Here is a 22999-nt window from a genome sequence, read left to right as displayed (position 1 = left end):
ATCTAGATAGCCGACTTCTTAAAGAAGTCGGCTATCTAAAGCCTAATATATCAAAACAAATGTATTAAATATCCAATACCAATCTGGAAGTTCCCGGTTGAGAAATACAAATCAAGACTGAACCCTCATCAGTTGTGGCGGTTGGTTCTTCTTGATAAGCAACTTCACCTTCTTGGATTTTACACACACAAGTACCACAAACACCCACACGACAACTAAAAGGTGGATTAATATCATTGGCTTCAGCAAATTCTAAGATAGTGCCATCACTAGGTTTCCATGTCAAAGTTTTGCCAGATTTTGCAAAGACAATTTCTGCAAATCCTTCACCTGTAGTTGCAGTTTGAGTTTGTTTCGCCGACTCGCTTTTCATTGGTTTACCAAAAGATTCAAAGAAGACTCTGTTATTAGGTACTCCCAATTCTTTGAGTCCCTCTGTGATAGATTGTGTAAATGCTGGAGAACCACACAAAAAATATTCAGCCTCTTGTCTACATAATTCTTTAACTAAAGTAGCATCAACATACCCAACACTCTGGTATTTACCTGTATCTTCAGGTTTGGGACGGCTGTAGCGAATATGTACATTTAGGTTAGGATTTTGTTGAGCAATTTCCATCACTTCATCTTGAAAAGCATGGAATTGACCATCTCTAGCACCGTGTACAAACCAAACAGAACGATGAGGATTAAGACGAGTACAAGCTTTGGCCATGCTAATCATTGGTGTAATTCCCACACCATTGCTAATCAACACTGCGGGGATGGATTTCTGCACATCCAAAACAAATTTACCGTTTGGTGGTTTGGCTGGAATTACTGCACCTTCTTGAATGTGATCGTGCATGAAATTAGATGCTATACCAGGCATAACATCTAATCCATTCGGTGCAGGTTCTCGCTTAATTGAGAGGCGATAGTATTCACAAGTTTTAGAATAATCTGAAAGGGAGTAAGTACGAATTACAGGCTTATTTTGTCCAGGAATATCAAGTTTGATAGTTAAAAATTGACCTGGCTGAAAGTTGGGAATTTCACCTTTATCTTCAGGTTGCAAATAGAAAGATGTAATTTCTTCGCTCTCTTTCACCTTACGAACAACGACAAAATTTCGCCAATCTTGCCAAACATGACTATCTGATGTTTTGATGTCTGGTGTGGATCGGTTTTCACTGCTTTTACTTGTATAAACTAATCCAAAAATTGCGCCAGCAGCAGCACCAAATAACGAGGAATAGACACCAAATTGATAAGCAGATTTATCTTTAGTATTGGTGAACCCAATTACCATAGCAGTAGATAAAGTTACTACTGAGCAAACTGTAGCTGCTGTTGCAACACTTCTAGCTAATGGATTATTAATTCTTCCCAGACTTTCCAGCATTGTTGTTTCCTATCTAAGACTTTTAGTTATGTTGGTCTATACCTGCGAAGATTTTGGTTTCAGTCTTTTTTTACCGACTGGTTATCTGCATCCTACCGTTCGTTTTTAGTCCTATTCTGTCTCTTTAGATTTACTTTATAAATACCCTGTTGACAATTAAAATTCACGCTTGGAGAAAATAAAACTGGCGATCGCTAGTAACATAATGCTGTAAAGTACGCCATAGCCTGCATTTGTAATTAATATAGTGGCATTAGGTAGTGCTTGCAGTCCATAAACGGCATCATTTTTTAAATCTAAGCGTGATAAATCTGGCAAAATCAGATATAAGCCTTGAGAAATGCGTTCCATCACTGGATTTTGACTCAAACGGCCCAGTTTAACTAAATCTTGAGTAATGTTACCCATTAAATACACGGCAAAGGTTAACGTTATCGCCAGCAAGGAATTAGTAAACACACCCAAAGTAATAGCCACAGCATTAATGAGAGATAACTGTAAGAACAGAAAAACTGCGGCTATGACAATGCTGAATGTCGGATGAGGAATATTTTCTAGTTGTAAAAATACTAGATAAATCGCCGACATTGAGGCTATTAAGATAGCTAACACTGCTGACAAACCCAAGAATTTGCCAGTAATAATTTCACTGCGGCTAACTGGTTTAGCAATTAACACCAAAATTGTACGCTGATCAATTTCTTTTTTAACCAATCCTGCACCAATAAATACGGCAACAATTAAGGTAATAGTACTCATTGCTACCATGCCAAAGTCTAAAAACATTTTGTTTTCAGTAGTAGCAGCAAATTCCGGTAGCACTCGCCAGGCGATCACTAGGATCAGGGTATAAAATCCGATCACATATAAAATGCGATCGCGTACTACTTCCTGAAATACATTTTTGGCAATTACAAAAGTTCTCATTGGTTATTAGTCAATAGTTATTACTGTAGTGGTGGAGGTGAATCGGGAACAAATTTATTCACGCGATCGCATTCTATTTCCCCGACTGCGATTTTATCCTCAGGGTTGGCGGTTGTGATGGCTTTTTTTGTAGAAACTGCTACTGGTTCAATCCGACAAGATTTTTTGAGGTAATACCCTTTTCGATTAGAACTTGGGCCTCCCCAAATGCTGAGTAAATCTAATCTATATCCACCTGATTTAGTATTAACTACCCGCGGTTCAACGCGCCATAGAGCTTTTTCTTCATATTCTTCTAAGTTTTTCTCTATAACTCTATTACCCAAATTCCCTACTTGTAACTTCGCATCTAATAGCCATCTCTCTACTTGCGACCAAGGTCTTTCATCTATCTGTTGTTCTACTAACGGTTGCAATTTATCTAAAATCACAATGCCATTTTTTGGGACTTTTTCGATAATGTCTGTTCTTCTCACAAAGGTACTGCGCTGAAAATCATCTGCGAGGACGCTGGGATATTCTTTTAACCATTTATCCATGACAAAGTAAAACTGAAGCCAGCAACTAAGCATCATACAACTTGCAACCAAAATGATGATTTTTTCTCTAGCTTCTGGTTTCGGAATTTGGGTTTTTGAGTCGGTATCTGTGCCTTCAATAAATTCAGGAATTGCTGTAATAAACGCCGATATTGTTGGCCAAAGTACGATGGTTCGGGGTGTAATTATTTCCTGTTGATTTCCAAAGGCAAAAACACTTACTAATAACCCTGTGATCACTGCGCCTACTGGCATAAAAGTACCAGGAACTCTTAGCGGATCATCAGTGGTATACCAAGCTGTGCCAGCAATTAAAAACAACCAACCACAAAGCGCAATTATATCTCTAATGTAACCTATGGCAAAATATGATATGCCCAAAGAAAATACACTTAAATAAATAAAGGTCTGCCAAGCATAAGCTTGAGATGGAACTAATATTTTTTTGATTCGAGCATAAATATCTTCAGTAAATTTAAATATGCCCAATAAATCCTTAAATAACACATTCATTTTTTACCTCCTAACATTTTGGGTGTTGATAAAAGTGATTTAAATTATCTATTACGGATTAACAAAATAATTGTAATAGCACTATAGCTCAGAGAATTAGCTATTAATGTAGTGGTAACTAAATTAGTTGTTTGTAATTTGATGCCAGGTATAGAGCGGCGCAACAATCTACGCTGAGATGTTTCTGTGATTTCTGGTCTTTTCCAACCATCTTCACTTAAGGTAAATACAAAAAGCTGTAAGAATAAAAACTTCATTAAAAAAGTAGTGAAGAAAATAATGAAAGTAGTTAAAATCAAACTTGCTTGAGTGCTGGTGGATCTAAAATTATTGAAAAATACATAATTAATTAATTCTGATTTAATTTCTGGGGATAAAATTGGTTCTAAGAAAAAAAATATGATCCAACCAAGGGTTCCAGAAAACAGATTGATGGCTGTGGCATAAAAAATACTAGTTTTTTTATCAAACTTGAGCCGGCGATTGAAAACATAAGCTTCAACGGGAATAGCAACTAGGAAAAATAAAATGTTAAACAACATTACACCAATGGGCAGAAGTCGAGGAAGAGTAAAATTTTCTAGCATAGAAGGTCAATGGTAAGGTTTAGGGTGAGAGGGGAGAATCAGGCCGATGGGGGCAATTATATGATGGCGATCGCGCTTTACCATCTTGGTGTGCCAGTATACCCTTATTTATCCTGTTAATATATCCTGCTAACTCTTGTATGGAAGCACCCAAAGGAGATTTTTTTGATCTGAGAGTGCAAGACCTTAGGTAAGATTAGAGACTGCCACGTTACAGGTTTTCGATAGATGACAAGGAACGGGATTGGGATTCGCACGGCGCAAGCGCGTTCTGAACGGCTCACAGGTCAAATTCACGTCTACGACGGCGTGGGTAAAGGTAAATCTCAAGCAGCTTTGGGGGTGGTTTTGCGCTCTATTGGCTTGGGAATAAATACACCGAGTAATTCCAATCGCGTCTTACTGCTGCGGTTTTTAAAAGGGCCGGAACGTGATTATGATGAAGATGGGGCGATCGCAGCTTTACAGCGTGGGTTTCCCCATTTAATCGATCAGGTGCGGACTGGGAGAGCCGAATTTTTTGGACAAGAAGAAATTATCCCCTATGACCGCAAAGAAGCAGCACGGGGTTGGGATGTGGCTAAAGGTGCGATCGCTTCTGGTTTATATTCGGTAGTAGTATTAGATGAACTCAACCCCGTCTTAGATTTAGGTTTGCTACCAGTGGATGAGGTGGTGCAAACTTTAAAAGCCAAACCCCAGGAATTAGAAATCATCGCCACCGGACGCGCCGCACCAGAAAAGTTATTGGAGATTGCGGATTTACACTCGGAAATGAAACCCCAACATCACCCCACCGCCCAACAACTGTTAATTGAGGGGATTGAAATTTATACTGGAGCAGGTAAAGGTAAATCTACTAGTGCTTTGGGTAAAGCATTACAAGCAATTGGGAGAGGGATTAACCATCCCGGTTCTACCCGCGTGTTGATTATGCAATGGTTGAAAGGTGGTAGCGGTTATACAGAAGATGCAGCGATCGCCGCTTTACAACAATCTTATCCCGAAGTGGTCGATCATCAACGCTGTGGTCGAGATGCGATCGTTTGGCGCAATTCCCGGCAAGAATTAGATTATGTGGAAGCTGAACGAGGTTGGGAAATTGCCAAAACTGCGATCGCTTCTGGGTTGTATAAAACCATCATTTTAGATGAACTCAACCCCACCGTAGATTTAGAACTCCTCCCTGTAGAACCCATCGTTCAAGCCTTACTCCGCAAACCCCGCGACACAGAAATCATTATCACAGGCCGTTGTCAACAGCAACCGGCTTACTTTGATTTAGCTAGTATCCACTCTGAGGTATACTGCCACAAACACTATGCTAATCAAGGTGTCGAACTAAAACGAGGAGTTGATTTTTAAAATGGATAACACTAATGTGCTGGATTGGGTAGCTGGCGGATTGGCGCTGTTTATTTTCCTTGGCGGGATGTTGATGATGTTCACAACTATCTTGAGTACCAAGAAATGATTACCTTATACACAGCATCGCCTTTATGGGGTCTACCCAGTTTTAGTCCAGCCTGTATGAAACTAGAAACTTGGCTTCGCATGGCCAAGCTAACTTATAAAACCGATACATCACTCAACTTAGCAATAGCCCCCAAAGGTAAAATTCCGTTTATTGACTACCAAGGAAAGCTCATAGGTGATTCCACAATAATTATCGAAATGTTTAAGTCTGAGGCCGGAATAGACTTGGATGCAGGTTTGACAACTGTTGAACGAGCCATTTCCTTAGCTTTTCGGCGGATGATTAAAGAAAACATCTACTGGGGCGAAGTTTACATCCGCTATCAAATACCAGAAAATTGGCAAGTTTATCGAGAAGTTTTATTGAATACCCTGAGTGCTGCTGCTCCAGCAGAAGAATGCGAACCGATTGTTGAAGAAGTTTACAAAATCGCTTGCAATCAACTATTCAATCACGGCATAGGTCGTCATAATGATCAAGAAATCTATCAAATCACTACGGCTGATTTCCAAGCACTTTCAGATTTTATAGCTGACAAACCGTTTTTTATGGGAGATCAACCCACAACTTTAGATGCAACTGCTTATGCTTACATAGGTAACTTAATTAAGCCTCCCTTGGGACACCCAATCGTTGATTATGTACTGCAATTAGAAAATCTTTGTCAGCATTATGAGCGCATGAATAACCAATTTTTCAGCGATTTAGGGAAATAATTTTTTCCTTATGCAGAGACGTACAGAAGAATTTCTAGTTATTGATTGGTGGGCGATCGCCTTTTAACCAACTCAGATAATGCTATTTCTTAATTTTGAGTATAAAAGCTAGACAACCCAAGAAATTTAAGAGCCAATGCGGTGCAACTTCCTTGAGTTGCATTTAGATGCACATGTTTTTTAGTACAAGACTCAATTTACCTGTTTTTGTCCTTAACCGAAATGTATTGCCTTCACACCCCACACCCTAGTTTTGGTCAATGGCAAGTAGATACTGAATTTAATTAGCGAAGCCTGACGTATCCAGCTTTAGCAATTAATTCTTGACCTTGAGCGGTGAGTAATAAACTGGCGTAAGCTTCTCCGGCTTGCTGATCACTTTGTCCATTTTGTTTAACAATCACAAATAAACGTCGGGTAATAGGATATTCACCTGTTTGAAATGCCTCTGTATTAAGTTGATTACGCTGTTCTGGGCATTTTTCTGGCGGAATATAAGGTGTTTTGTAAGGTGCAATAAGTGTTTCAGATTTCCGCCCTAGTGGCAAGGGTTTGACCTTACACTGTCCAATTACTTCTGGTGCAGAGGCATAATAAATTCCGCCGGGATTTTTCGCTACTTCTTCTAAACCTGGAGTTGTACTGTGGACAAATTGTACATTACTACCAAATTTTTCTCCTCCTAACACGTTCTCATTAAAAAAATCGACAGTTCCGCCTGCTTCTTGGCGACGAGAATAGGGTGTTATGGGTAAATTTGGGCCACCTAGCTGTTCCCAATTAGTTACTTTGCCTGTATAGATATCTTTAACCTGAGCGAGGGTTAACCCAGAAAGGTTGAGATTAGGGTTAACAGCGATCGCCAGTCCATCAATTGCTACTGGAATTGCTTTGAGTGTAAATCCCAGTTGTTTTGCCTTTTCATTCTCTTCTGGTTTCAGGGCGCGTGACGATTGAGCAAAAGCTAACTGATTACCCAGCAGCATATTAATTCCAGTACTAGAACCGGGCGCAGCTTCAATCGGATTGGTGTAACGTAGTTGAAATCTGGGCCAGACAATTGTCACCGCTGAATCTACTTGCTGGCGGATGGGAGCCCAGGTAGTACTACCTCCATAGCTAAATAATCCCGTGGGAACATTAGGTACTTGGGAAAAAGTGTCTGTATTTGGCGTTTCTACCCGTATCTTAGTAAAAGTACTATCTTTTATGCCATAACTGTTAGAAAACCACCACAACAAACCACCTACTAGCCCTAAGGTGATTGCTAGTGTTAGAACCAAAACTTTAGTTTCATTAGTTCTATTTTGCTGTGACATAGTTGGCTTTGCGATTTTTTTACCCTGAAAGTAATTTCTCATTTTGTGGGCAACTCTAGGTTAAATTTTGGTTAAGCTCCAATTCATTAGTTCCGATTCTGTTGGTAGATAAAAGTCATCTGAAGTTATGATACACGCCCATCTGATTTGATTCCTGAAATTACTTGTTTAGGGAAGGAATAGAGAATGGAAAAGAAGGGAGGTAGAGGTTTACTGACTTTTTTTCAACAATCAAATAAGAGTTCTATAAATAGTTAGCTGTATTTAGAACATCAGAGATAATAACTTATATATAAGACGAAATATTGTTGTAAATGCGATCGCTACTAAGCTGGCTGCAACTGCTATGATCACCAATTGTGAAAGTTCTAGCCCTGCTTGTAAGAAAGGGATAAAGAAGACAATAGCAAAGGTAATTGCCGAAATAATTAATAAATCTGTCTTTTCAATCCAGCGCTTAGTTTGAGCAAAAATCATTAAACCCAAAATTACGGCTGTGATACTCAAAGTGATGATGAGTGATGACAGTAAACTAAACAGAGCGATCGCAATCAATGCACCTTCAAATCCGCTAAAAGCTGATCCTGCTAATAACTCCCAGGTGGAAAAAGTGGAACGTGACTGTATTGCCTGCGGTTGAGGTGGCGTTTTTGGCAGTAAAGTTGGGGGTATTCGCTGACCACAAAGCTCTGCCAGTACCTCATTGGCTGATTGAAAGCGTTGACTGACAGCAGGTAGAAGCATTTTATCTAAAACGTCAGCTAGGTGTTGGTTGATAGTTACGTGCGATCGCCATGTCCACTGGTTAATTAGAGGATCGAATAGCTGGGTGGCTGGTTCACCTGTGAGCAAAGTAAGAGCAGTGACAGCTAAAGCATATAAATCTGTGCAGGGAAATATTTGATTTCCAGTCATCTGTTCTGGCGGTGCAAATCCTGCTGAATAAATTCCCGTGGATGCAGCAACTGTACCTGATGCTACATTGGTTATTTGCTTAACTGCGCCAAAATCTAAAAGGAAAACTTTACCATCCTGGCGACGCATAATATTAGAAGGCTTGATATCTCTATGAATAATGTTTTTGTCATGGACAAACTGGAGTATTTTGAGAATTTCCTGCAACACGTATAAAATTTCTGTTTCCGAAAATTTACCGTTTTGAGTTAATTCTTCCTCAAGAGTTTGCCCATCAATATATTCTTGTACCAAGTAAAAAAATTGTTCTTCGTGATTTGGCGGTGTGAAGCTGGTGACTGTTATTTGAAAGAAAGCGTATAGTTCTGGGATTTGTTCATGTTCTCTGCCTATTTCTGCTAGGACATCTGCTTCTCTTTCAAACAGTTGTTGTGCTGTACGCAATTGATTTGCACTGATATTTTCCGCAGGTTGGAACTGTTTGACCACACATGCACGGATTCCGGGAATGCGGCGATCGCGTGCTAGAAAGGCCGAGGCAAATCCTCCTCGACCCAGTAATTTGGTGGACATATATCTACCATCTAGGATTAGTGGCATACCGCATGTAGCACAATATTTTTGCTGCGCTGTTTTGAGTGTGGCCAAATCATCCAAATCGGCAAAATAGTTTTTTGGGCGGGGGCAGCGTGGACGAGTGCAATAAGCTTCCATATTAATTTTGATTCAATAGTCCACCGTTAATAGTCAATAGCCAGTAGCCCCTAACTAATGACTATTGACAAGCATTAGCTTTCGTCAGAGGAACTGGGTGTTGCTACATCTAATGTATTTACTACTAGCTTTTTTTGGGACAATTTTATCAGGTCTTGGTTCCATCCCGGAGTAGCAAACTGCGGTAAAATTTCCTGGCTAAATGCTTCTGCTGCTTTGGATCTATAGCGATTGGGATTAAAAATCAGCCATAGTGTTCGTTTGACGATCACGCCTTCAATGGGGGAACAGTGGAGTACACCCATTTGTAATTCTTTAGCGATCGCCGAGGTTGAAACAAAGGCAGCGCCTAAACCTGATTGCACAGCATTTTTGATAGCCTCTATCGAATTTAGTTCCATTTCCACCTTAAAACGCCTAGTATCAATCTCGCAGCGTGCTAATACTTGATCGATGACTTTGCGAATAGTTGATTGAGAATCTAAAGCAATGAATTGTAATTTATATAGGTCTTCTTTTTGAATTGTTTCAAGTTTAGCAAAGGGATGAAACACTGGTAGAATCAGCGCCAGTTCATCTTCAGCGTAAGGAATAATTTCCAAAGATTCTGCTAATTCTCCGGGAATTTCACCACCGATGATTGCCAAATCGACTTGTCCGTTAGCTACACTCCAAGCAGTCCGGCGAGTCGAGTGAACGTGCAGTTGAACCGCGACATCTGGATATTTTTGCCGGAATATGCCAATCATTCTCGGCAATAGATAAGTACCAGTAGTTTGAGAAGCACCGACGATCAAAGTACCGCCTTGGAGATTTTGTAGATCCTCAATGGCTCGACAGGTTTCTTGACACAGACTAAGAATTTTTTCACCGTAACTTAAAAGTAGATGCCCTGCTTCAGTTAATTGTGCGCGACGTCCACCACGGTCGAATAGGGGGACATCCAGCTGCCGTTCGAGGTTTTGGACTTGTAAACTAACGGCAGGTTGGGAGACGTAGAGACTATCAGCAGCGCGCTTGAAGCTCCCTTCTACAGCGATCGCTTTCAGAATACGTAACTGATCTAAAGTGAAAGGAAGGTCAGACATAAGGCTCAACCCACAAACTTTGAAAGGAGCAGTTTTAGCAATAAATCAGATTTCACTACTTGGATGGAAGTAAGAAATGATTTATTGCATCTTAAAACTTGGAGACTTGACTCAAAAAAGAAAGTACTACAGCATCTTTACTCAAGTCCCCTGTTGAATACTTTGTGTTATTGGTTGTACTGGATTAACTTTTGTTTAAATAACTTCACCCATGTCTACAATGCCAAATCCTTGGTTTACTCCCAGTCATTTTGTCATGTTGGGGTTACAAATTGCTTTTGCGATCGCCCACAGTGGCGGGGCTGCTCTACGTCCATTGGCTGAAAAGCACATAGGCGCGAGGCTTTATCGCATTTTGTTTGCATTAGTTAGTTTACCTTTGGCTGTCATCCTAATTATTTACTTTTTTAACCACCGCTATGATGGCTGGCAAATTTGGCAGGTACAGAGTTTGCCAGGGGTCAAGGCTATAGTTTGGGTGTTGTCAGCAATTTCATTTGTGTTTTTGTATCCTGCCACCTTCAATCTACTAGAAATTGCTGCTATTCAAAAGCCCCAAGTCCATCTGTACGAAACGGGGATTATGCGGATTACCCGTCATCCCCAAATGGTAGGTCAAATTATTTGGTGTATAGCCCATAGTCTCTGGTTAGGTACTAGCTTTACCTTGGTAACTTCCCTGGGATTGGTTTTACACCACTTATTTGGAGTTTGGCATGGCGATCGCCGTTTGGCACAACGCTATGGAGAAGCCTTTGAACTCGTGAAACAAAGAACTTCTATCATTCCCTTTAAAGCAATTATTGATGGTCGTCAATCTATCAAATGGCAGGAATTTTTCCGTCCTGCTTATTTAGGAGTAGCAATTTTTGTGGCGCTGCTGTGGTGGTCACATCCCTTGTTAATGGCAGCAACTAGTAATATGGGATGGTGAGTTTTGCTGATCCCCACTATCAACAAAAAATCCGAATAAATGAAAATTTCTACTTATCAAGTGCTACCGAATCAATGTAGGATCAATTCAAGTAGTTGTCAGTGGGGGTAAGCTCCGCCAGTCTAATATTTATAGTGGTAAGTGGCTGGTCAAATGCCTTGGTTGGGGATTTTATGGCACAGCATTCTCAACGCTCTCCATAGCAGCGGCAATCTGGAGTTAAAAAATTAAAAAGCCACCATGATGGTCGCGCTGGCTTTTTTGTCAGAGTTAAAATCAAAGCGGAAGTAGTTGTGTAATCATCTTGATCGTGAATACTTCTATCTGTACTGACTGGTTTGCCAATTCTCCCTGCTGATAGCTAGTTTGATAATAAAACCCTATAATTTTTGAGGCATCATGGTGTTGTTGGTTAGTGAGCGGACATTTACTCAAGAAGTTTTAGAATCTCCAGTACCTGTTTTAGTTAATTTTGAAGCACCTTGGTGTGGCTTGTGCCGCATTATTCACCCTTTATTATTGCAATTTAAATCTCAATGCGGAGAGCAAATTAAATTAGTTGGAGTTAATGCTGATGAGAACTTCAAACTATCTAACACTTATCGTCTAAAGTCTCTACCCACTTTACTTTTAGTAGAAAACGGGATTATCCGACATCGCCTAGAAGGTTTTCGTGGCAGAGACGATTTACGTCTGGCGTTAGAAGAAATCAAGCTCACCTACACCAATTGTTCTAAAACATACAATCACGTACAAACAGCAGATTTAGAATGTCAATCAGCATGATAAAAGTCATTTGTCAATAGTTGAGAATTATTTTTGTGAATTATGGACTCTTGACTAAGGGCAAATCTAAAACCATGCTTAATTACCCTACCTAATCATCTTTGGGTGGGGTATTTTATCATCAAGGGTGTGTGTCACAATTATTAACAGTTCCGACCTGGACAGTTGCTTGCGGAGGACAGCCGCCGCAAAACTGTCCTAAGCTAGTCAAGAATTCTAAAATTACGCGTCAGTGATGGAAGCAATCTATGAATATGCCTGGCTGATCCCGGTTTTCCCTCTTTTAGGGGCAATGCTGGTCGGTTTGGGATTAATCTCGATAAATCAGGTGACTAACCGCCTGCGACAGCTGAACGCTGTGCTGATTATCTCCTTGATGGGAGCAGCGATGGGCTTGTCGTTGGCTTTGCTGTGGAGTCAAATTCAAGGACACCCAACCTATCTCCGTACGTTGGAATGGGCAGCAGCAGGAAATTTCCACCTGAGCATGGGCTACACTATTGACCATCTGACAGCCTTAATGCTGGTAATTGTGACAACTGTAGCCTTTTTAGTCATGGTTTACACTGATGGCTACATGGCTCATGATCCAGGATATGTCAGATTTTACGCTTATCTCAGCTTGTTCGGCTCTTCAATGTTGGGTCTGGTAATTAGCCCCAACTTAGTGCAGATTTATATATTCTGGGAATTGGTCGGGATGTGTTCCTACTTGCTGGTCGGGTTTTGGTACGATCGCAAGTCGGCAGCAGATGCCTGTCAAAAAGCATTTGTGACCAACCGCGTCGGTGACTTTGGCTTGTTACTGGGCATTTTGGGGCTGTACTGGGCAACAGGCAGCTTTGATTTTGGTGTGATGGGCGATCGCCTCGCTCAACTGGTGCAATCAGGGACAGTGAGCAATTTCCTTGCCGTCTTGTTTGCAATTTTAGTTTTCCTCGGCCCAGTTGCCAAATCAGCCCAATTCCCTCTGCACGTCTGGCTACCAGACGCGATGGAAGGCCCCACCCCAATTTCTGCCTTAATCCACGCTGCAACAATGGTGGCTGCCGGTGTGTTCCTAATTGCCCGCATGTACCCGGTGTTTGAACACGTCCCAGCCGCTATGAACGTGATTGCCTTTACTGGGGCATTTACGGCATTTTTGGGGGCAAGCATTGCGATTACGCAAAATGACATCAAAAAGGGCTTGGCTTACTCCACCATCTCCCAATTGGGTTACATGGTGATGGCAATGGGAGTAGGGGCTTACAGTGCAGGTTTGTTTCACCTGATGACCCACGCCTATTTCAAGGCGATGCTGTTCTTGGGTTCCGGTTCCGTGATTCACGGCATGGAAGGAGTCGTCGGTCATGACCCCGCTTTAGCCCAGGATATGCGGTTGATGGGGAAACTACGGAAATATATGCCAATCACAGCCACTACCTTCTTGATTGGCTGCTTGGCAATTTCCGGTATGCCTCCTTTTGCTGGCTTCTGGTCAAAAGATGAAATTCTCGGCAAGGCATTCGAGGCAAATCCATTTCTGTGGATAATTGGCTGGCTAACTGCTGGAATTACGGCTTTTTATATGTTCAGAATGTATTTCATGACATTTGAAGGCAAATTCCGAGGTAATGACGACAAAATCAAGGACAAACTCAAGAAAGCAGCTACAATCATCCTGGAATTACAAGCCGAAGAACCAGCCCCGACTTTTGGCCCTGGGGCAATGAAACACGGTGAACTAGCTGCAACTGGTGATCATCATGGTTCCCACGGACATCACAGCGATTCTCCCCATGAATCACCGTTGACAATGACTTTGCCCTTGGTCGTTTTGGCTGTACCTTCGATTTTGATTGGTTTGGTAGGAACTCCCTTCGTCAACTATTTCGAGGAGTTTATTTACTCGCCCAACGAAACCCTTACCGAAGTTCTAGAAAAAGCCGCTGAGTTCAACCCGACGGAATTTTATATTATGGCGGGGGCTTCAGTGGGGATTTCCTTAATTGGGATCACCTTGGCTTCCTTGATGTACTTACGCGGTAAGATTGACCCAGCCGCGATCGCATCAAAAATCAAACCCCTGTACGAACTATCCCTCAACAAGTGGTATTTTGACGACATTTACCATCGCGTCTTCGTCCTGGGCTTGCGTCGTATAGCTAGACAAGTCTTGGAAGTTGACTTCCGCGTGGTTGATGGTGCTGTTAACCTCACAGGCTTTTTCACCCTCGTCAGTGGTGAAGGGCTGAAATATCTAGAAAACGGTCGCGTTCAATTCTATGCCTTGATTGTCTTTGGCGCAGTTTTAGGCTTGGTGATCGTTTTTGGTATCACCTAATGTTTATAGGGGTGGGCAGATGTCCGCCCCTACATTATTTTTTATTTCCTAGTTTGGTTGCCAGATACCAGTATTACGAAATAATCTATATTTAATTTATGGCTTTAAAAAATAATCAAGATAGTCGATAATCGTATAAATACTACTCTTTATTCAGCATATAAATACGGGTTACTTAAGCATTGTAGTTATATTGTAAACCATTTATCCCTACGTGCTATTTCCCCTACAGGAATTGTTTTAGATGCCACAATATCTTTACATATAGCTTCTGCTGCTGCAACTAAAAATCCAGGATAGCGATTAGGGTGTTCGGCAATCTCCTCAGCAAGCTCAGTAGGCAAAGAATTTGTTTCTGTTCTTCTAGCTATGCGACGAACAAACCCATAAGAAGCATAACCTTCTGATATTTGTCCTTTAGCATAACTTTGAGCAATTACTTCCAAAACCGGATGCCAATTAGTTTGATTTTCTTGAAGAAGATCAAGTGCTAACTCTTGGCAGAATTTTAATACTAATGGATCAGATTTATCATAAGTACTAAGATAAGAACTGTAGAGCTTTTTTTTGCTTTGCTCTTTTGCTCGTAGAGCCAGTAAAGTGACTGTTCTTGCATCTAAATTTTTTGACATTAAATCCACATTATAGTGGATCATTCTATTACCTAAGTCTTCTGTTAGAGTAACAGCGTTTTCTACAGAATCATATAACCTCTGCCAATTATCAGAGGATAATGTTCCAATGTAATCATTAATAGAATTAGCCAGAGTTACTAAGGTGAGTGAACTAGCCCATGTTACTAGTACTAATATAATGAACATAGCATCCATTTCATCCCTAACTTGAACTAATTGTTGCTCCCACCAATTTGGTCTTCCAGCTTGCAACCTTGCATAACGTGTTCGTCGGCACAAGGATTTTGAGTGATCAAGAAGTTCAGGATAGTCTTTGCATGTTTCACTTTTAGATTTAATTCCACTACCTAAGTTGGCAAGATGGAAAAAAGACCAATTATCACCCCAAAGTAGGCGGCACTTTTCAACAATATTATTCCAAGGATTAATATCAGTTGCCCATTCTTGTACACTACGCTGTGATTCTTGTTCAACTGTTTCTAAGATATCAAGACACTTAGCAACCTCTCTACAACTTACTATAGGTTTAATATGCTTTTTAGCTAGTAGTGGATGAAAGAAAACCCTTCCTCGATTAACTATGTGAATATCATGTTCCCAAAACTGGCACAATTGAATATTAAGATTTCTTGCTTTAAAAGCTAAAGCATACCTGCTTACGTCAATAGAGTGACAAAACAACTCTATAATACTAGTGATCTGAATATTACGGCGATTATCAATTATAATATTTCTTTTTAAAATTTCTTGTATAGTTAAAATAAAATTTTCTTCAGTCATTTCACAATAATCAAACCGCCGAATTTTAAAAATAAGAGACACGCATTTTGAAAGATTAAACTCACCTGATAAAGTATTTTTTAAATCATCTAAACTTATTTTATTTAAAATTCCTAAATAATAACCGTACTCAAGCCATTGACCTTGTTGAATAATACTTTGAGTGCAAAAAAAACTCTTCCATAAAGCTAAAATTTCATCTTGTGTAGCATTTATTCTAATTAAATCTATTATTTCTAAAGCATAGTCTTTAGGAGGTATTTTCTCTAGGCTCTTAAAGCAATGATTGATTAATTCTTCTTGTCCACAATCTTTTGGAAGTACGAGAGGGTTTCCTAAACCAAGGCGGCGGCTATTAGAAGGTAATACATATCGCAATCCAATCCCATCAAGTATAAGTTCAACAACAGCTTTGACAGACTTAGGATGTTGCTTAAATACCCAGTCAGACAGTAGAGTAGCTGCTAATATACGTGGATGACTAATTAGTCGATATCCTTCTTGTTCAATTAAATCTTGCAACCTGTCAATGAGTGAAGGAAGTTCTCCTTTTGTATAGCAGCCAGCATAAAATCTCGTAACATTGAACCAGTAAAAATTACGTGCTATGGCATCAAAACGATCAGGCAATGTCCCCGTTTTTTCATTTCCAGTTGGAGAATAAGGAGCAGTATCATAAAGGTATCGCGCTGTGAAGTACTCTCGCAGTGGTTGAACTTCAAATTCATACATACCTTCAACACGTTGTACCAGCGCCATTATGCGTTCTACCATGCCTCTAAATAATTCGTCTAACAATGATTTAGAATGACCTTCATCATCAAGATATTTTGAAAGAAGTTCATAAAGTTTATCTTTAGAGATGCTACCATTACCGCCCTGTTCTGCTTCTGTATGAAGTATCCAAGCAAAATATCTTTGAACATTTATTAAAAGCTCTCGATGGTCACGAACTATAGGAGTCTTTGCGGCTTCACGATCTAGAAAATGCTTTATGTAATCATCGTAAAGAGCCGTTCTTTTTTCTGGAAGCGATAAACCTTGACTACGAATAAGGCTTAGTAATATTGTCAACTGCATTGGATTTTTAGATAAATCGCGCAGATGTGGTTGATTTAGCTTTTCTTTTATAACCTTTCTAATTTCCGCAGCTTCTTTATTATCAAGCTTTCGTGCCTTAATCCAATTGGTTGTATATTCGTCAATCAGAATACGAGTTAGTGAATCAAGCTGATAGTGTGGAAACTTATCCTGTGGAAGACCGGGGGAATTAGCAAATGCTGCTGGGCGACTTGTCACAACAACTTGAAGTGATTCAGCTATTGTTTCAAGACGATTTACACCATTAATAATTTCATTAACAACTTCTTGCCTTTTTAAGATATCAGCAACTTCATCAAGCCCGTCAAAAACAAGCAGTACTGGACTGAGTTTCATGACAGCACGCAGATCAATGACATCAAATTCACCACCGCCTGAATCATGCCGTACCAAAGCAGCAAGGAATGATTCTAAAGATTTTTGCCAATTAGAAGGAAGTTCATCTTCTTCATCAACAGAAAAAGGATTTTTTTTGTCGAGCCAAGTTGCCAAATCTCTCAAATCAATTTTGAATGGTAGACGAACTGGAGAGTATCTATGTATTGGAGGCAATTTTTCTAACGTTTCATCTTTATGATCTGTCGATAAAGAACGTAATACTTCATCATTGCCCAATACTCGCATCCGATGTACTTGGCATACATATTGAGTTATTGTCGATTTACCTTGTCCAGGCGCACCTTCGATAACTATTAGAGGGATATCTTTTTGAACCAAGATATGAAGTAGAAATGTTGCTGCACCTACTATTTCCCGTTCTTCCCCCCTAATATTAGAGTACAAATTCACATCGCTGAAAGTAGTATGTATTTGATTATTTCTATCTCTTTCAAGATTTGAAGCAATATCATGATATATTCTGTATAACTTTATTTCTTTCTTGCCAGTTGTATCTCTTTGTGGGGGAGAAATTGGAACATCTATAAATAAATCTAACAGCCTATTTTGGAGTTCTACCTGCCTGAATTTGACTTCTTGCTCTTGACAAAATTGATGTTTAACAAAAGAACGAATTGTATCAGACCTGCGCTCGCTATTTTCTGAAAGCCTAGACTCTATAACTGATCGAATTAAATCTGGGCCTGTCATCAACTCAGGATATACCCACTTTAGATCCCAAGAGCTATCCAGTCGGCGGTTTAAATCATCAAGCCACCAGCACATGGATGGAACACCAAGCTGACTAAGTAGTTGATTCGCTTTATCTATAGAGCCTGAGTCAGGATGTGCAGTTCCAGGAACATTAGTAATCAAAACAAACTGAGTTGCTCCCTTGGGAATTTGCTTCTTAAGTTTTGGTGCTTCCTCTTCTAAAATTCTTACCAGCCATTTATGAGGATCAGGTAAGGCAAACGGTCGTTTTACCAATTTGATTTGGTACACGATAAAACTGCGGTCAGAATCTATTCCTAAATAGGCTACAGCATCTCGTCCCCCATCGGGTTGTGCAACCGGAAAACATTGGACGTTTGGATGTTCTTTTATCAATAGTGCTTGGCAGAACTGCTGAAACTTTTCTGGGTCTAAATTGTGAAATGGGTAATCCATGTATCTATAAAAACTGGGCAGATATTATGCAATTTTATACACTGTTTCTGCACTTGCAAAATTTAATATCATCTTTTGGCTATGTCTTGTTAATTGCATCTTCAATCTCTTCTAAGCTCACATCTGCCTGATCCGATTTTGCATAAATGAGTAGAAGTAAAATACATTCAGGTGAGACAACTTGATAGATAACCCGATATCCACCACTTTTACCCGTAGGGATATCACTGTTTTTTGCTCTAACTTTAAAAACGGTCAAGTCTATCCCAGAAATTTGATCGCCAATAAAATTCCCAGCCTGTAGCTGATCAATAATGGGTTGAATATCAATTTGAATTTGACGATAGCGTTTAGTCAGAGTTTTGAGCCGGCGTTTGAAGGGAGGAGTAAAACGAACTTCTGCCATAGATTTAGGCTTCGATATCGTCCCAAAGCTCTGAAACTGGGAAAGTTTGTCCTACAGCTGCTTGTCGCACAGATTCTTGCAGGTCGGCTAATATTTGTGCTTTTGGCTCCTGTTCATCAATCCAAGCTAAACCACTGAGGTTATCAGAATTTATGGAACTGATAAGCTGTTGCCAAAGTTCTACAGGGACTAGTACATCTGTTGTTTCTCCATCTGCGTTGGTGACATAACGAATCTGACTATCAATTTGCGCGATGATCATAGGCTTATTTCTCCTTTAACGCTTTTTGCAACAACCACCAAGCAGTATTGTGTGTTTTTTGTGATCCGTGAGGTCAGTGAGGCGATCGCATCCCTAAAATTCTAGTTTAACGGCTTTTTTAGGGTAAAATTTTGACTTGACAGGGAGTATCCTAACTGAATCTTGAATACCTCTTCCAGTCAAAAGATACTGCCAAAAGAAAAAGTGGGGCATTGCCAATTTAATTAAATCAACATAACAAGGAATGCGAAAGCCTCAAAAAACTGCTACTTAATAGCTAGGGCTTCCTTGGTAAACATGATCTTGATTGCAGACGAATTGTGATGAATACAGCTAATTTCCCGTGGCTGACGACGATTATTCTGTTACCAATAGCAGCGTCGTTGTTAATTCCGCTCATTCCCGATAAAGACGGTAAAACAGTGCGCTGGTATTCCCTAATCGTAGGGCTTATAGATTTTGCACTGATTGTTTATGCCTTCTACACTGGGTATGATTTTTCCAATCCTGATTTGCAGCTGGTAGAGAGTTACCCCTGGGTACCGCAGCTAGATTTGAATTGGTCAGTAGGGGCAGATGGCTTGTCTATGCCCCTAATTATTTTGACTGGATTCATCACTACGCTGGCGATTTTAGCGGCTTGGCCTGTGACATTCAAGCCAAAGCTATTTTACTTCTTGATTTTGGCGATGTATGGCGGTCAGATTGCCGTGTTCGCTGTCCAGGATATGCTGTTATTTTTCTTGGTGTGGGAACTGGAACTAGTACCGATATATTTCCTACTATCGATTTGGGGAGGTAAAAAACGGCAATATGCAGCGACAAAATTCATTTTGTACACAGCAGGTGGATCGCTGTTTATTTTGCTGTCTGCTCTGACAATGGGATTTTATGGCGATACGGTAACATTTGATATGCGATCGCTCGCCCTCAAGGATTTCACCCTAAATTTCCAACTGGCGCTATATGCTGGCTTCCTGATTGCCTACGCCGTCAAGTTACCCATCATTCCTTTGCATACCTGGCTCCCCGATGCCCACGGTGAAGCTACAGCCCCTGTACATATGTTGCTGGCAGGGATTTTGCTGAAAATGGGCGGCTATGCCTTAATTCGGATGAATGCCCAAATGCTCCCCGATGCCCACGCTTATTTTGCACCGGTATTAGTGGTTTTGGGGGTAGTTAATATCATCTATGCTGCCCTGACATCCTTTGCCCAGCGCAACCTCAAGCGCAAAATTGCCTACTCCTCAATTTCCCACATGGGTTTTGTAACCATCGGTATCGCCTCCTTCACCGATTTGGGATTGAGTGGCGCAATGTTACAAATGGTGTCGCATGGTTTAATCGGGGCGAGTTTGTTCTTCCTAGTCGGTGCAACTTATGACCGGACACATACCCTGATGTTGGATGAAATGGGTGGTGTTGGTAAGCGGATGCAGAAGATTTTTGCTATGTTTACTACTTGTTCAATGGCTTCTTTGGCATTGCCAGGAATGAGTGGTTTTGTAGCAGAATTAATGGTGTTTGTTGGCTTTGCCACTAGCGATGCTTATAGCTCTACCTTCAAAGTCATCGTAGTGTTTTTGATGGCAGTTGGTGTGATTTTAACGCCAATTTATTTGCTATCAATGTTGCGGGAAATTTTCTACGGTAAAGAAAACGAAGAATTAGTTTCTCATCAGAATCTTATCGATGCCGAACCCCGTGAAGTCTTTATCATTGCTTGTTTGTTAGTGCCAATTATTGGTATTGGTTTCTATCCAAAGTTGTTGACTCAAATTTACGACGCTACAACCGTACAATTGACAGCAAGATTGCGCGATTCTGTACCAACATTGGCACAGAAAAAAGAAGAAGCACCAAAAGTTTCTTTGAATGCGCCAACAATTGGTAATTAGTCGGGGATTGGTAAGTTAAATTCAGATTTTTAGGGCGGGTTATATACTCGCCTTTTTTTTATAAATTTGCAGCGATCGCTTAAATTACATTGGGTAATGAAATTCTATCAAAGTAATACCCTAGATTTATATAAAGTTGTTTATTTATAATTATGTAGTTAGTATACAGGAAAGATTAGTGTATATATCTTTGTGGTTGATTTTTCATCGAACATGCTTATTTTAGCTAATTATTAAACTCTATAAAGCTTCTAAGAATTCCTATCTATAGCATTACATTTTTCAGATGGATGAAGTATAGCTAGAAAAATCAAACGCAAATAGACGCAGATAAATAAAAACAGCAATATCAACCGCTGTGTTGCTTTAAATATTAAAACTTTGTGATATCTACATGAATCAAAATTACTTTATTTCCTAAAATCTATCTAGACTTAGCATCTACCAATACGACTCATGTTAAACTACAATCCGTTACACTGTTTGCCATCTTCCGAAGAGCTACTAGACTCAGAGGATATACCCGTGGATAATGAACTACAAGATTTAATTCCCAGTTTGTTGAAAGCAACACTGGCTATGGTATGGTCAGATCGTTGGGATTGGTTTTTTGGCGTTAACATGGGTGTCTATTATGACCCAAAAAAACCAGCGATCGTCCCTGATGGATTTCTCAGCGTAGGAGTTAAACGCTTTACTGATGGCGACTTGCGCTTTAGTTATGTGCTGTGGGAAGAAAAAAAGCCCCCATTTTTAGCACTAGAGGTGGTTTCTCAAATCAGTCATGGGGAGTACAGTACCAAAAAAGAATTTTATGCCAAAGAATTAGGAGTTTTGTACTACATTATTTACAAACCCCTGCGACGGAAAAAGCCACCTCTGGAGGTTTATCGGTTAGTAGATGGTGAATATTTCCTCATCTCAGGAAATCCTATTTGGTTACCAGAAATTGGTTTAGGAATTGGAAGAGAACGAGGAATTTATCAAGGTATTGCACGAGAATGGTTGTACTGGTATGACGAAGAAGGACAAAAGTTGCTCACACCAGAAGAACGTATTCAGGAAATGGAAGAACATCTCAATTTTGAGCGACAGTTACGTATAGAAACGGAACAAAAAGCGCAACTCCTGGCAGAAAGGTTAAAAGCTTTAGGTGTAGAACCTGAAAGTTTAACCTAGCTGAATCTGACTTAAACTATCCCTCTTCCTTCACTCTAGGGTGAATTCTTCTTTTTTTGTTGGCTGAAATGTTGAATATTTATCAAAATACTGATGAAAGAGGGTTACGCAAAGACAAGAGGAAAAAAGCTGTGTCTTTGCGTTTTTATGTCAGGTTGTTAATTAGTTTGCTGACTAGGGAATTATATATGTAAACACAGAAATGTTGAATGCTGATACAAAAATTTACATATATAGTTACACTAACTCTATTAAGCCTAAAATAGTCAGCATGACATCATCTCCTCAAACCAATGAACGTAACTGATTTTCTGACACATGCAAGATGGTAAATAGCGGAATTTATCTAATAGTGTATGTCCCCATTGTTGTGGAATAGATAATAACTGTAAAATTAGATAGGCGATTAAACTAACAAAAATTTGTATGGTGATGCCATTCACGTTCTTAGTAATTAGTTTGTCTAGTTTTAAGTGCATTTTTAAAAACTTCCACAACAATTCACCCCCCCAGCGTAAGCGATAAGTATCCCTAATTTCATGATCACTAACGGCAGCCTCTCCCGTAGATGGTAAATTAGTCACTAAGCGAAACTCAGTTTTCGTTTCTAAATCACAAAAATTAATCACTCTATAAGATTGAGCATCCTGAGATGCACCAACTTTGACTAACCCACTTGAGTCATCAAATTCTAGTTTCCAATTGTTTTTTATCCGCAAAACAAAATATTTGTTTTCTGGTACTAATTCTTGAATGAAAAAAGCAGGGGAGCAGGGAGCTCTTAGCAGGGGAGAAAAACCACCCACAAGGGGTGGGGCTTCCCTACGGGACGCTACGCGAACAACCAAGGGAGAAAAGGAGCAAGGGGGCTTTTGCCCACAAGGGGGAGCCACTCACGTGGGCGGGTTTCCCGACTTGAGTGAAGTGGCATCAAGGTTTTTACCTTTCCCCCTGCCCCGTTC

General features: G+C 40.1%; 17 protein-coding genes and 1 pseudogene. 7 read left to right on the top strand and 11 right to left on the bottom strand.

Translation table 11 applies throughout. From position 1 onward, the window contains the following. Positions 1-64: 64 nt before the first annotated feature. From IQ259_RS10505 to fraC, 4 genes are all read right to left on the bottom strand, one after another. A complete protein-coding gene (locus IQ259_RS10505; RefSeq protein ID WP_193884414.1) occupies positions 65-1384 on the bottom strand; it encodes a 2Fe-2S iron-sulfur cluster-binding protein in 1320 nt (439 codons plus the stop codon). Positions 1385-1540: 156 nt separating this feature from the next. Continuing rightward, entirely contained in the window at positions 1541-2311 is a 771-nt protein-coding gene (locus IQ259_RS10500; RefSeq protein WP_193884412.1) for an ABC transporter permease, read from the bottom strand. 20 nt (positions 2312-2331) lie between these two features. Continuing rightward, positions 2332-3363, bottom strand: coding sequence for a septal junction protein FraD (gene fraD, locus IQ259_RS10495; RefSeq protein ID WP_193884410.1), 1032 nt, complete (start codon positions 3361-3363; stop codon positions 2332-2334). A gap of 44 nt (positions 3364-3407) precedes the next feature. Then, entirely contained in the window at positions 3408-3950 is a 543-nt protein-coding gene (gene fraC / locus IQ259_RS10490) for a filament integrity protein FraC (protein ID WP_193884408.1), read from the bottom strand. A gap of 228 nt (positions 3951-4178) precedes the next feature. Here fraC and IQ259_RS10485 point away from each other — a divergent pair, with 228 nt between their 5' ends. Then, positions 4179-5315: a cob(I)yrinic acid a,c-diamide adenosyltransferase gene (locus IQ259_RS10485; RefSeq protein WP_193884406.1), complete on the top strand. Its 1137-nt coding sequence runs from the start codon at positions 4179-4181 to the stop codon at positions 5313-5315. Positions 5316-5339: 24 nt separating this feature from the next. Then, positions 5340-6143, top strand: coding sequence for a glutathione S-transferase family protein (locus IQ259_RS10480; RefSeq protein ID WP_193884404.1), 804 nt, complete (start codon positions 5340-5342; stop codon positions 6141-6143). Between the two features lie 284 nt (positions 6144-6427). On the opposite strand, the gene IQ259_RS10475 is transcribed toward IQ259_RS10480, so the two are convergent. From IQ259_RS10475 to IQ259_RS10465, 3 genes are all read right to left on the bottom strand, one after another. Further along, positions 6428-7462: a phosphate ABC transporter substrate-binding protein gene (locus IQ259_RS10475; protein WP_193884402.1), complete on the bottom strand. Its 1035-nt coding sequence runs from the start codon at positions 7460-7462 to the stop codon at positions 6428-6430. A gap of 264 nt (positions 7463-7726) precedes the next feature. Beyond that, positions 7727-9091 carry a serine/threonine-protein kinase gene (locus IQ259_RS10470; RefSeq protein ID WP_193884400.1) on the bottom strand — a complete coding sequence of 455 codons (1365 nt, stop codon included), beginning with the start codon at positions 9089-9091 and terminating at the stop codon, positions 7727-7729. 74 nt (positions 9092-9165) lie between these two features. Then, complete coding sequence (locus tag IQ259_RS10465) at positions 9166-10179, bottom strand: LysR family transcriptional regulator (protein ID WP_193884398.1); 1014 nt, start codon at positions 10177-10179, stop codon at positions 9166-9168. Positions 10180-10399: 220 nt separating this feature from the next. Between IQ259_RS10465 and IQ259_RS10460 the strand changes: the two genes are divergently transcribed. The 3 genes from IQ259_RS10460 to IQ259_RS10450 all read left to right on the top strand — a co-directional run bounded on the left by IQ259_RS10460 (position 10400) and on the right by IQ259_RS10450 (position 14225). Next, a complete protein-coding gene (locus IQ259_RS10460) occupies positions 10400-11113 on the top strand; it encodes an NnrU family protein (protein ID WP_193884499.1) in 714 nt (237 codons plus the stop codon). A gap of 399 nt (positions 11114-11512) precedes the next feature. After that, a complete protein-coding gene (locus IQ259_RS10455; RefSeq protein WP_193884396.1) occupies positions 11513-11899 on the top strand; it encodes a co-chaperone YbbN in 387 nt (128 codons plus the stop codon). Positions 11900-12134: 235 nt separating this feature from the next. Beyond that, on the top strand, positions 12135-14225 hold the full coding sequence (locus IQ259_RS10450; RefSeq protein ID WP_193884394.1) for an NAD(P)H-quinone oxidoreductase subunit 5: 2091 nt from the start codon (positions 12135-12137) through the stop codon (positions 14223-14225). 188 nt (positions 14226-14413) lie between these two features. On the opposite strand, the gene IQ259_RS10445 is transcribed toward IQ259_RS10450, so the two are convergent. The 3 genes from IQ259_RS10445 to IQ259_RS10435 form a co-directional block, all read right to left on the bottom strand. Then, positions 14414-18289 carry an NACHT domain-containing NTPase gene (locus IQ259_RS10445; protein ID WP_193884392.1) on the bottom strand — a complete coding sequence of 1292 codons (3876 nt, stop codon included), beginning with the start codon at positions 18287-18289 and terminating at the stop codon, positions 14414-14416. Between the two features lie 79 nt (positions 18290-18368). Beyond that, complete coding sequence (locus tag IQ259_RS10440) at positions 18369-18695, bottom strand: type II toxin-antitoxin system RelE/ParE family toxin (protein ID WP_193884390.1); 327 nt, start codon at positions 18693-18695, stop codon at positions 18369-18371. Between the two features lie 4 nt (positions 18696-18699). After that, entirely contained in the window at positions 18700-18957 is a 258-nt protein-coding gene (locus IQ259_RS10435; protein WP_193884388.1) for a hypothetical protein, read from the bottom strand. Between the two features lie 323 nt (positions 18958-19280). Between IQ259_RS10435 and IQ259_RS10430 the strand changes: the two genes are divergently transcribed. Both IQ259_RS10430 and IQ259_RS10425 read left to right on the top strand, forming a co-directional pair. After that, positions 19281-20858 carry an NAD(P)H-quinone oxidoreductase subunit 4 gene (locus tag IQ259_RS10430; RefSeq protein ID WP_193884386.1) on the top strand — a complete coding sequence of 526 codons (1578 nt, stop codon included), beginning with the start codon at positions 19281-19283 and terminating at the stop codon, positions 20856-20858. Positions 20859-21314: 456 nt separating this feature from the next. Next, positions 21315-22037, top strand: a complete 723-nt coding sequence (locus IQ259_RS10425; RefSeq protein WP_193884384.1) for a Uma2 family endonuclease — start codon at positions 21315-21317, stop codon at positions 22035-22037. A 266-nt stretch (positions 22038-22303) separates the two neighbouring features. On the opposite strand, the pseudogene IQ259_RS10420 reads toward IQ259_RS10425, so the two are convergent. Continuing rightward, positions 22304-22795 (bottom strand): annotated as a pseudogene (locus IQ259_RS10420) (transposase); the annotation flags it as partial. Positions 22796-22999 lie beyond the last annotated feature (204 nt).

Source organism: Fortiea sp. LEGE XX443, assembly GCF_015206815.1.
Lineage (GTDB): Bacteria > Cyanobacteriota > Cyanobacteriia > Cyanobacteriales > Nostocaceae > Nostoc_B.
The sequence above is the reverse complement of the archived record's forward strand: the minus strand, read 5'-3'. Positions and strand labels throughout refer to the sequence as shown.

What these genes read in the sequence shown, in the direction of transcription:
- IQ259_RS10450 (WP_193884394.1), top strand. Translation starts at nt 12,135, where the DNA reads ATGGAAGCAATCTATGAATATGCCTGGCTGATCCCGGTTTTCCCTCTT.
- IQ259_RS10460 (WP_193884499.1), top strand. Translation starts at nt 10,400, where the DNA reads ATGCCAAATCCTTGGTTTACTCCCAGTCATTTTGTCATGTTGGGGTTA.
- IQ259_RS10425 (WP_193884384.1), top strand. Translation starts at nt 21,315, where the DNA reads ATGTTAAACTACAATCCGTTACACTGTTTGCCATCTTCCGAAGAGCTA.
- fraC (WP_193884408.1), bottom strand. Translation starts at nt 3,950, where the DNA reads ATGCTAGAAAATTTTACTCTTCCTCGACTTCTGCCCATTGGTGTAATG.
- IQ259_RS10505 (WP_193884414.1), bottom strand. Translation starts at nt 1,384, where the DNA reads ATGCTGGAAAGTCTGGGAAGAATTAATAATCCATTAGCTAGAAGTGTT.
- IQ259_RS10485 (WP_193884406.1), top strand. Translation starts at nt 4,179, where the DNA reads ATGACAAGGAACGGGATTGGGATTCGCACGGCGCAAGCGCGTTCTGAA.
- IQ259_RS10455 (WP_193884396.1), top strand. Translation starts at nt 11,513, where the DNA reads ATGGTGTTGTTGGTTAGTGAGCGGACATTTACTCAAGAAGTTTTAGAA.
- IQ259_RS10435 (WP_193884388.1), bottom strand. Translation starts at nt 18,957, where the DNA reads ATGATCATCGCGCAAATTGATAGTCAGATTCGTTATGTCACCAACGCA.
- IQ259_RS10445 (WP_193884392.1), bottom strand. Translation starts at nt 18,289, where the DNA reads ATGGATTACCCATTTCACAATTTAGACCCAGAAAAGTTTCAGCAGTTC.
- IQ259_RS10475 (WP_193884402.1), bottom strand. Translation starts at nt 7,462, where the DNA reads ATGTCACAGCAAAATAGAACTAATGAAACTAAAGTTTTGGTTCTAACA.
- fraD (WP_193884410.1), bottom strand. Translation starts at nt 3,363, where the DNA reads ATGAATGTGTTATTTAAGGATTTATTGGGCATATTTAAATTTACTGAA.
- IQ259_RS10500 (WP_193884412.1), bottom strand. Translation starts at nt 2,311, where the DNA reads ATGAGAACTTTTGTAATTGCCAAAAATGTATTTCAGGAAGTAGTACGC.
- IQ259_RS10430 (WP_193884386.1), top strand. Translation starts at nt 19,281, where the DNA reads ATGAATACAGCTAATTTCCCGTGGCTGACGACGATTATTCTGTTACCA.
- IQ259_RS10470 (WP_193884400.1), bottom strand. Translation starts at nt 9,091, where the DNA reads ATGGAAGCTTATTGCACTCGTCCACGCTGCCCCCGCCCAAAAAACTAT.
- IQ259_RS10465 (WP_193884398.1), bottom strand. Translation starts at nt 10,179, where the DNA reads ATGTCTGACCTTCCTTTCACTTTAGATCAGTTACGTATTCTGAAAGCG.
- IQ259_RS10440 (WP_193884390.1), bottom strand. Translation starts at nt 18,695, where the DNA reads ATGGCAGAAGTTCGTTTTACTCCTCCCTTCAAACGCCGGCTCAAAACT.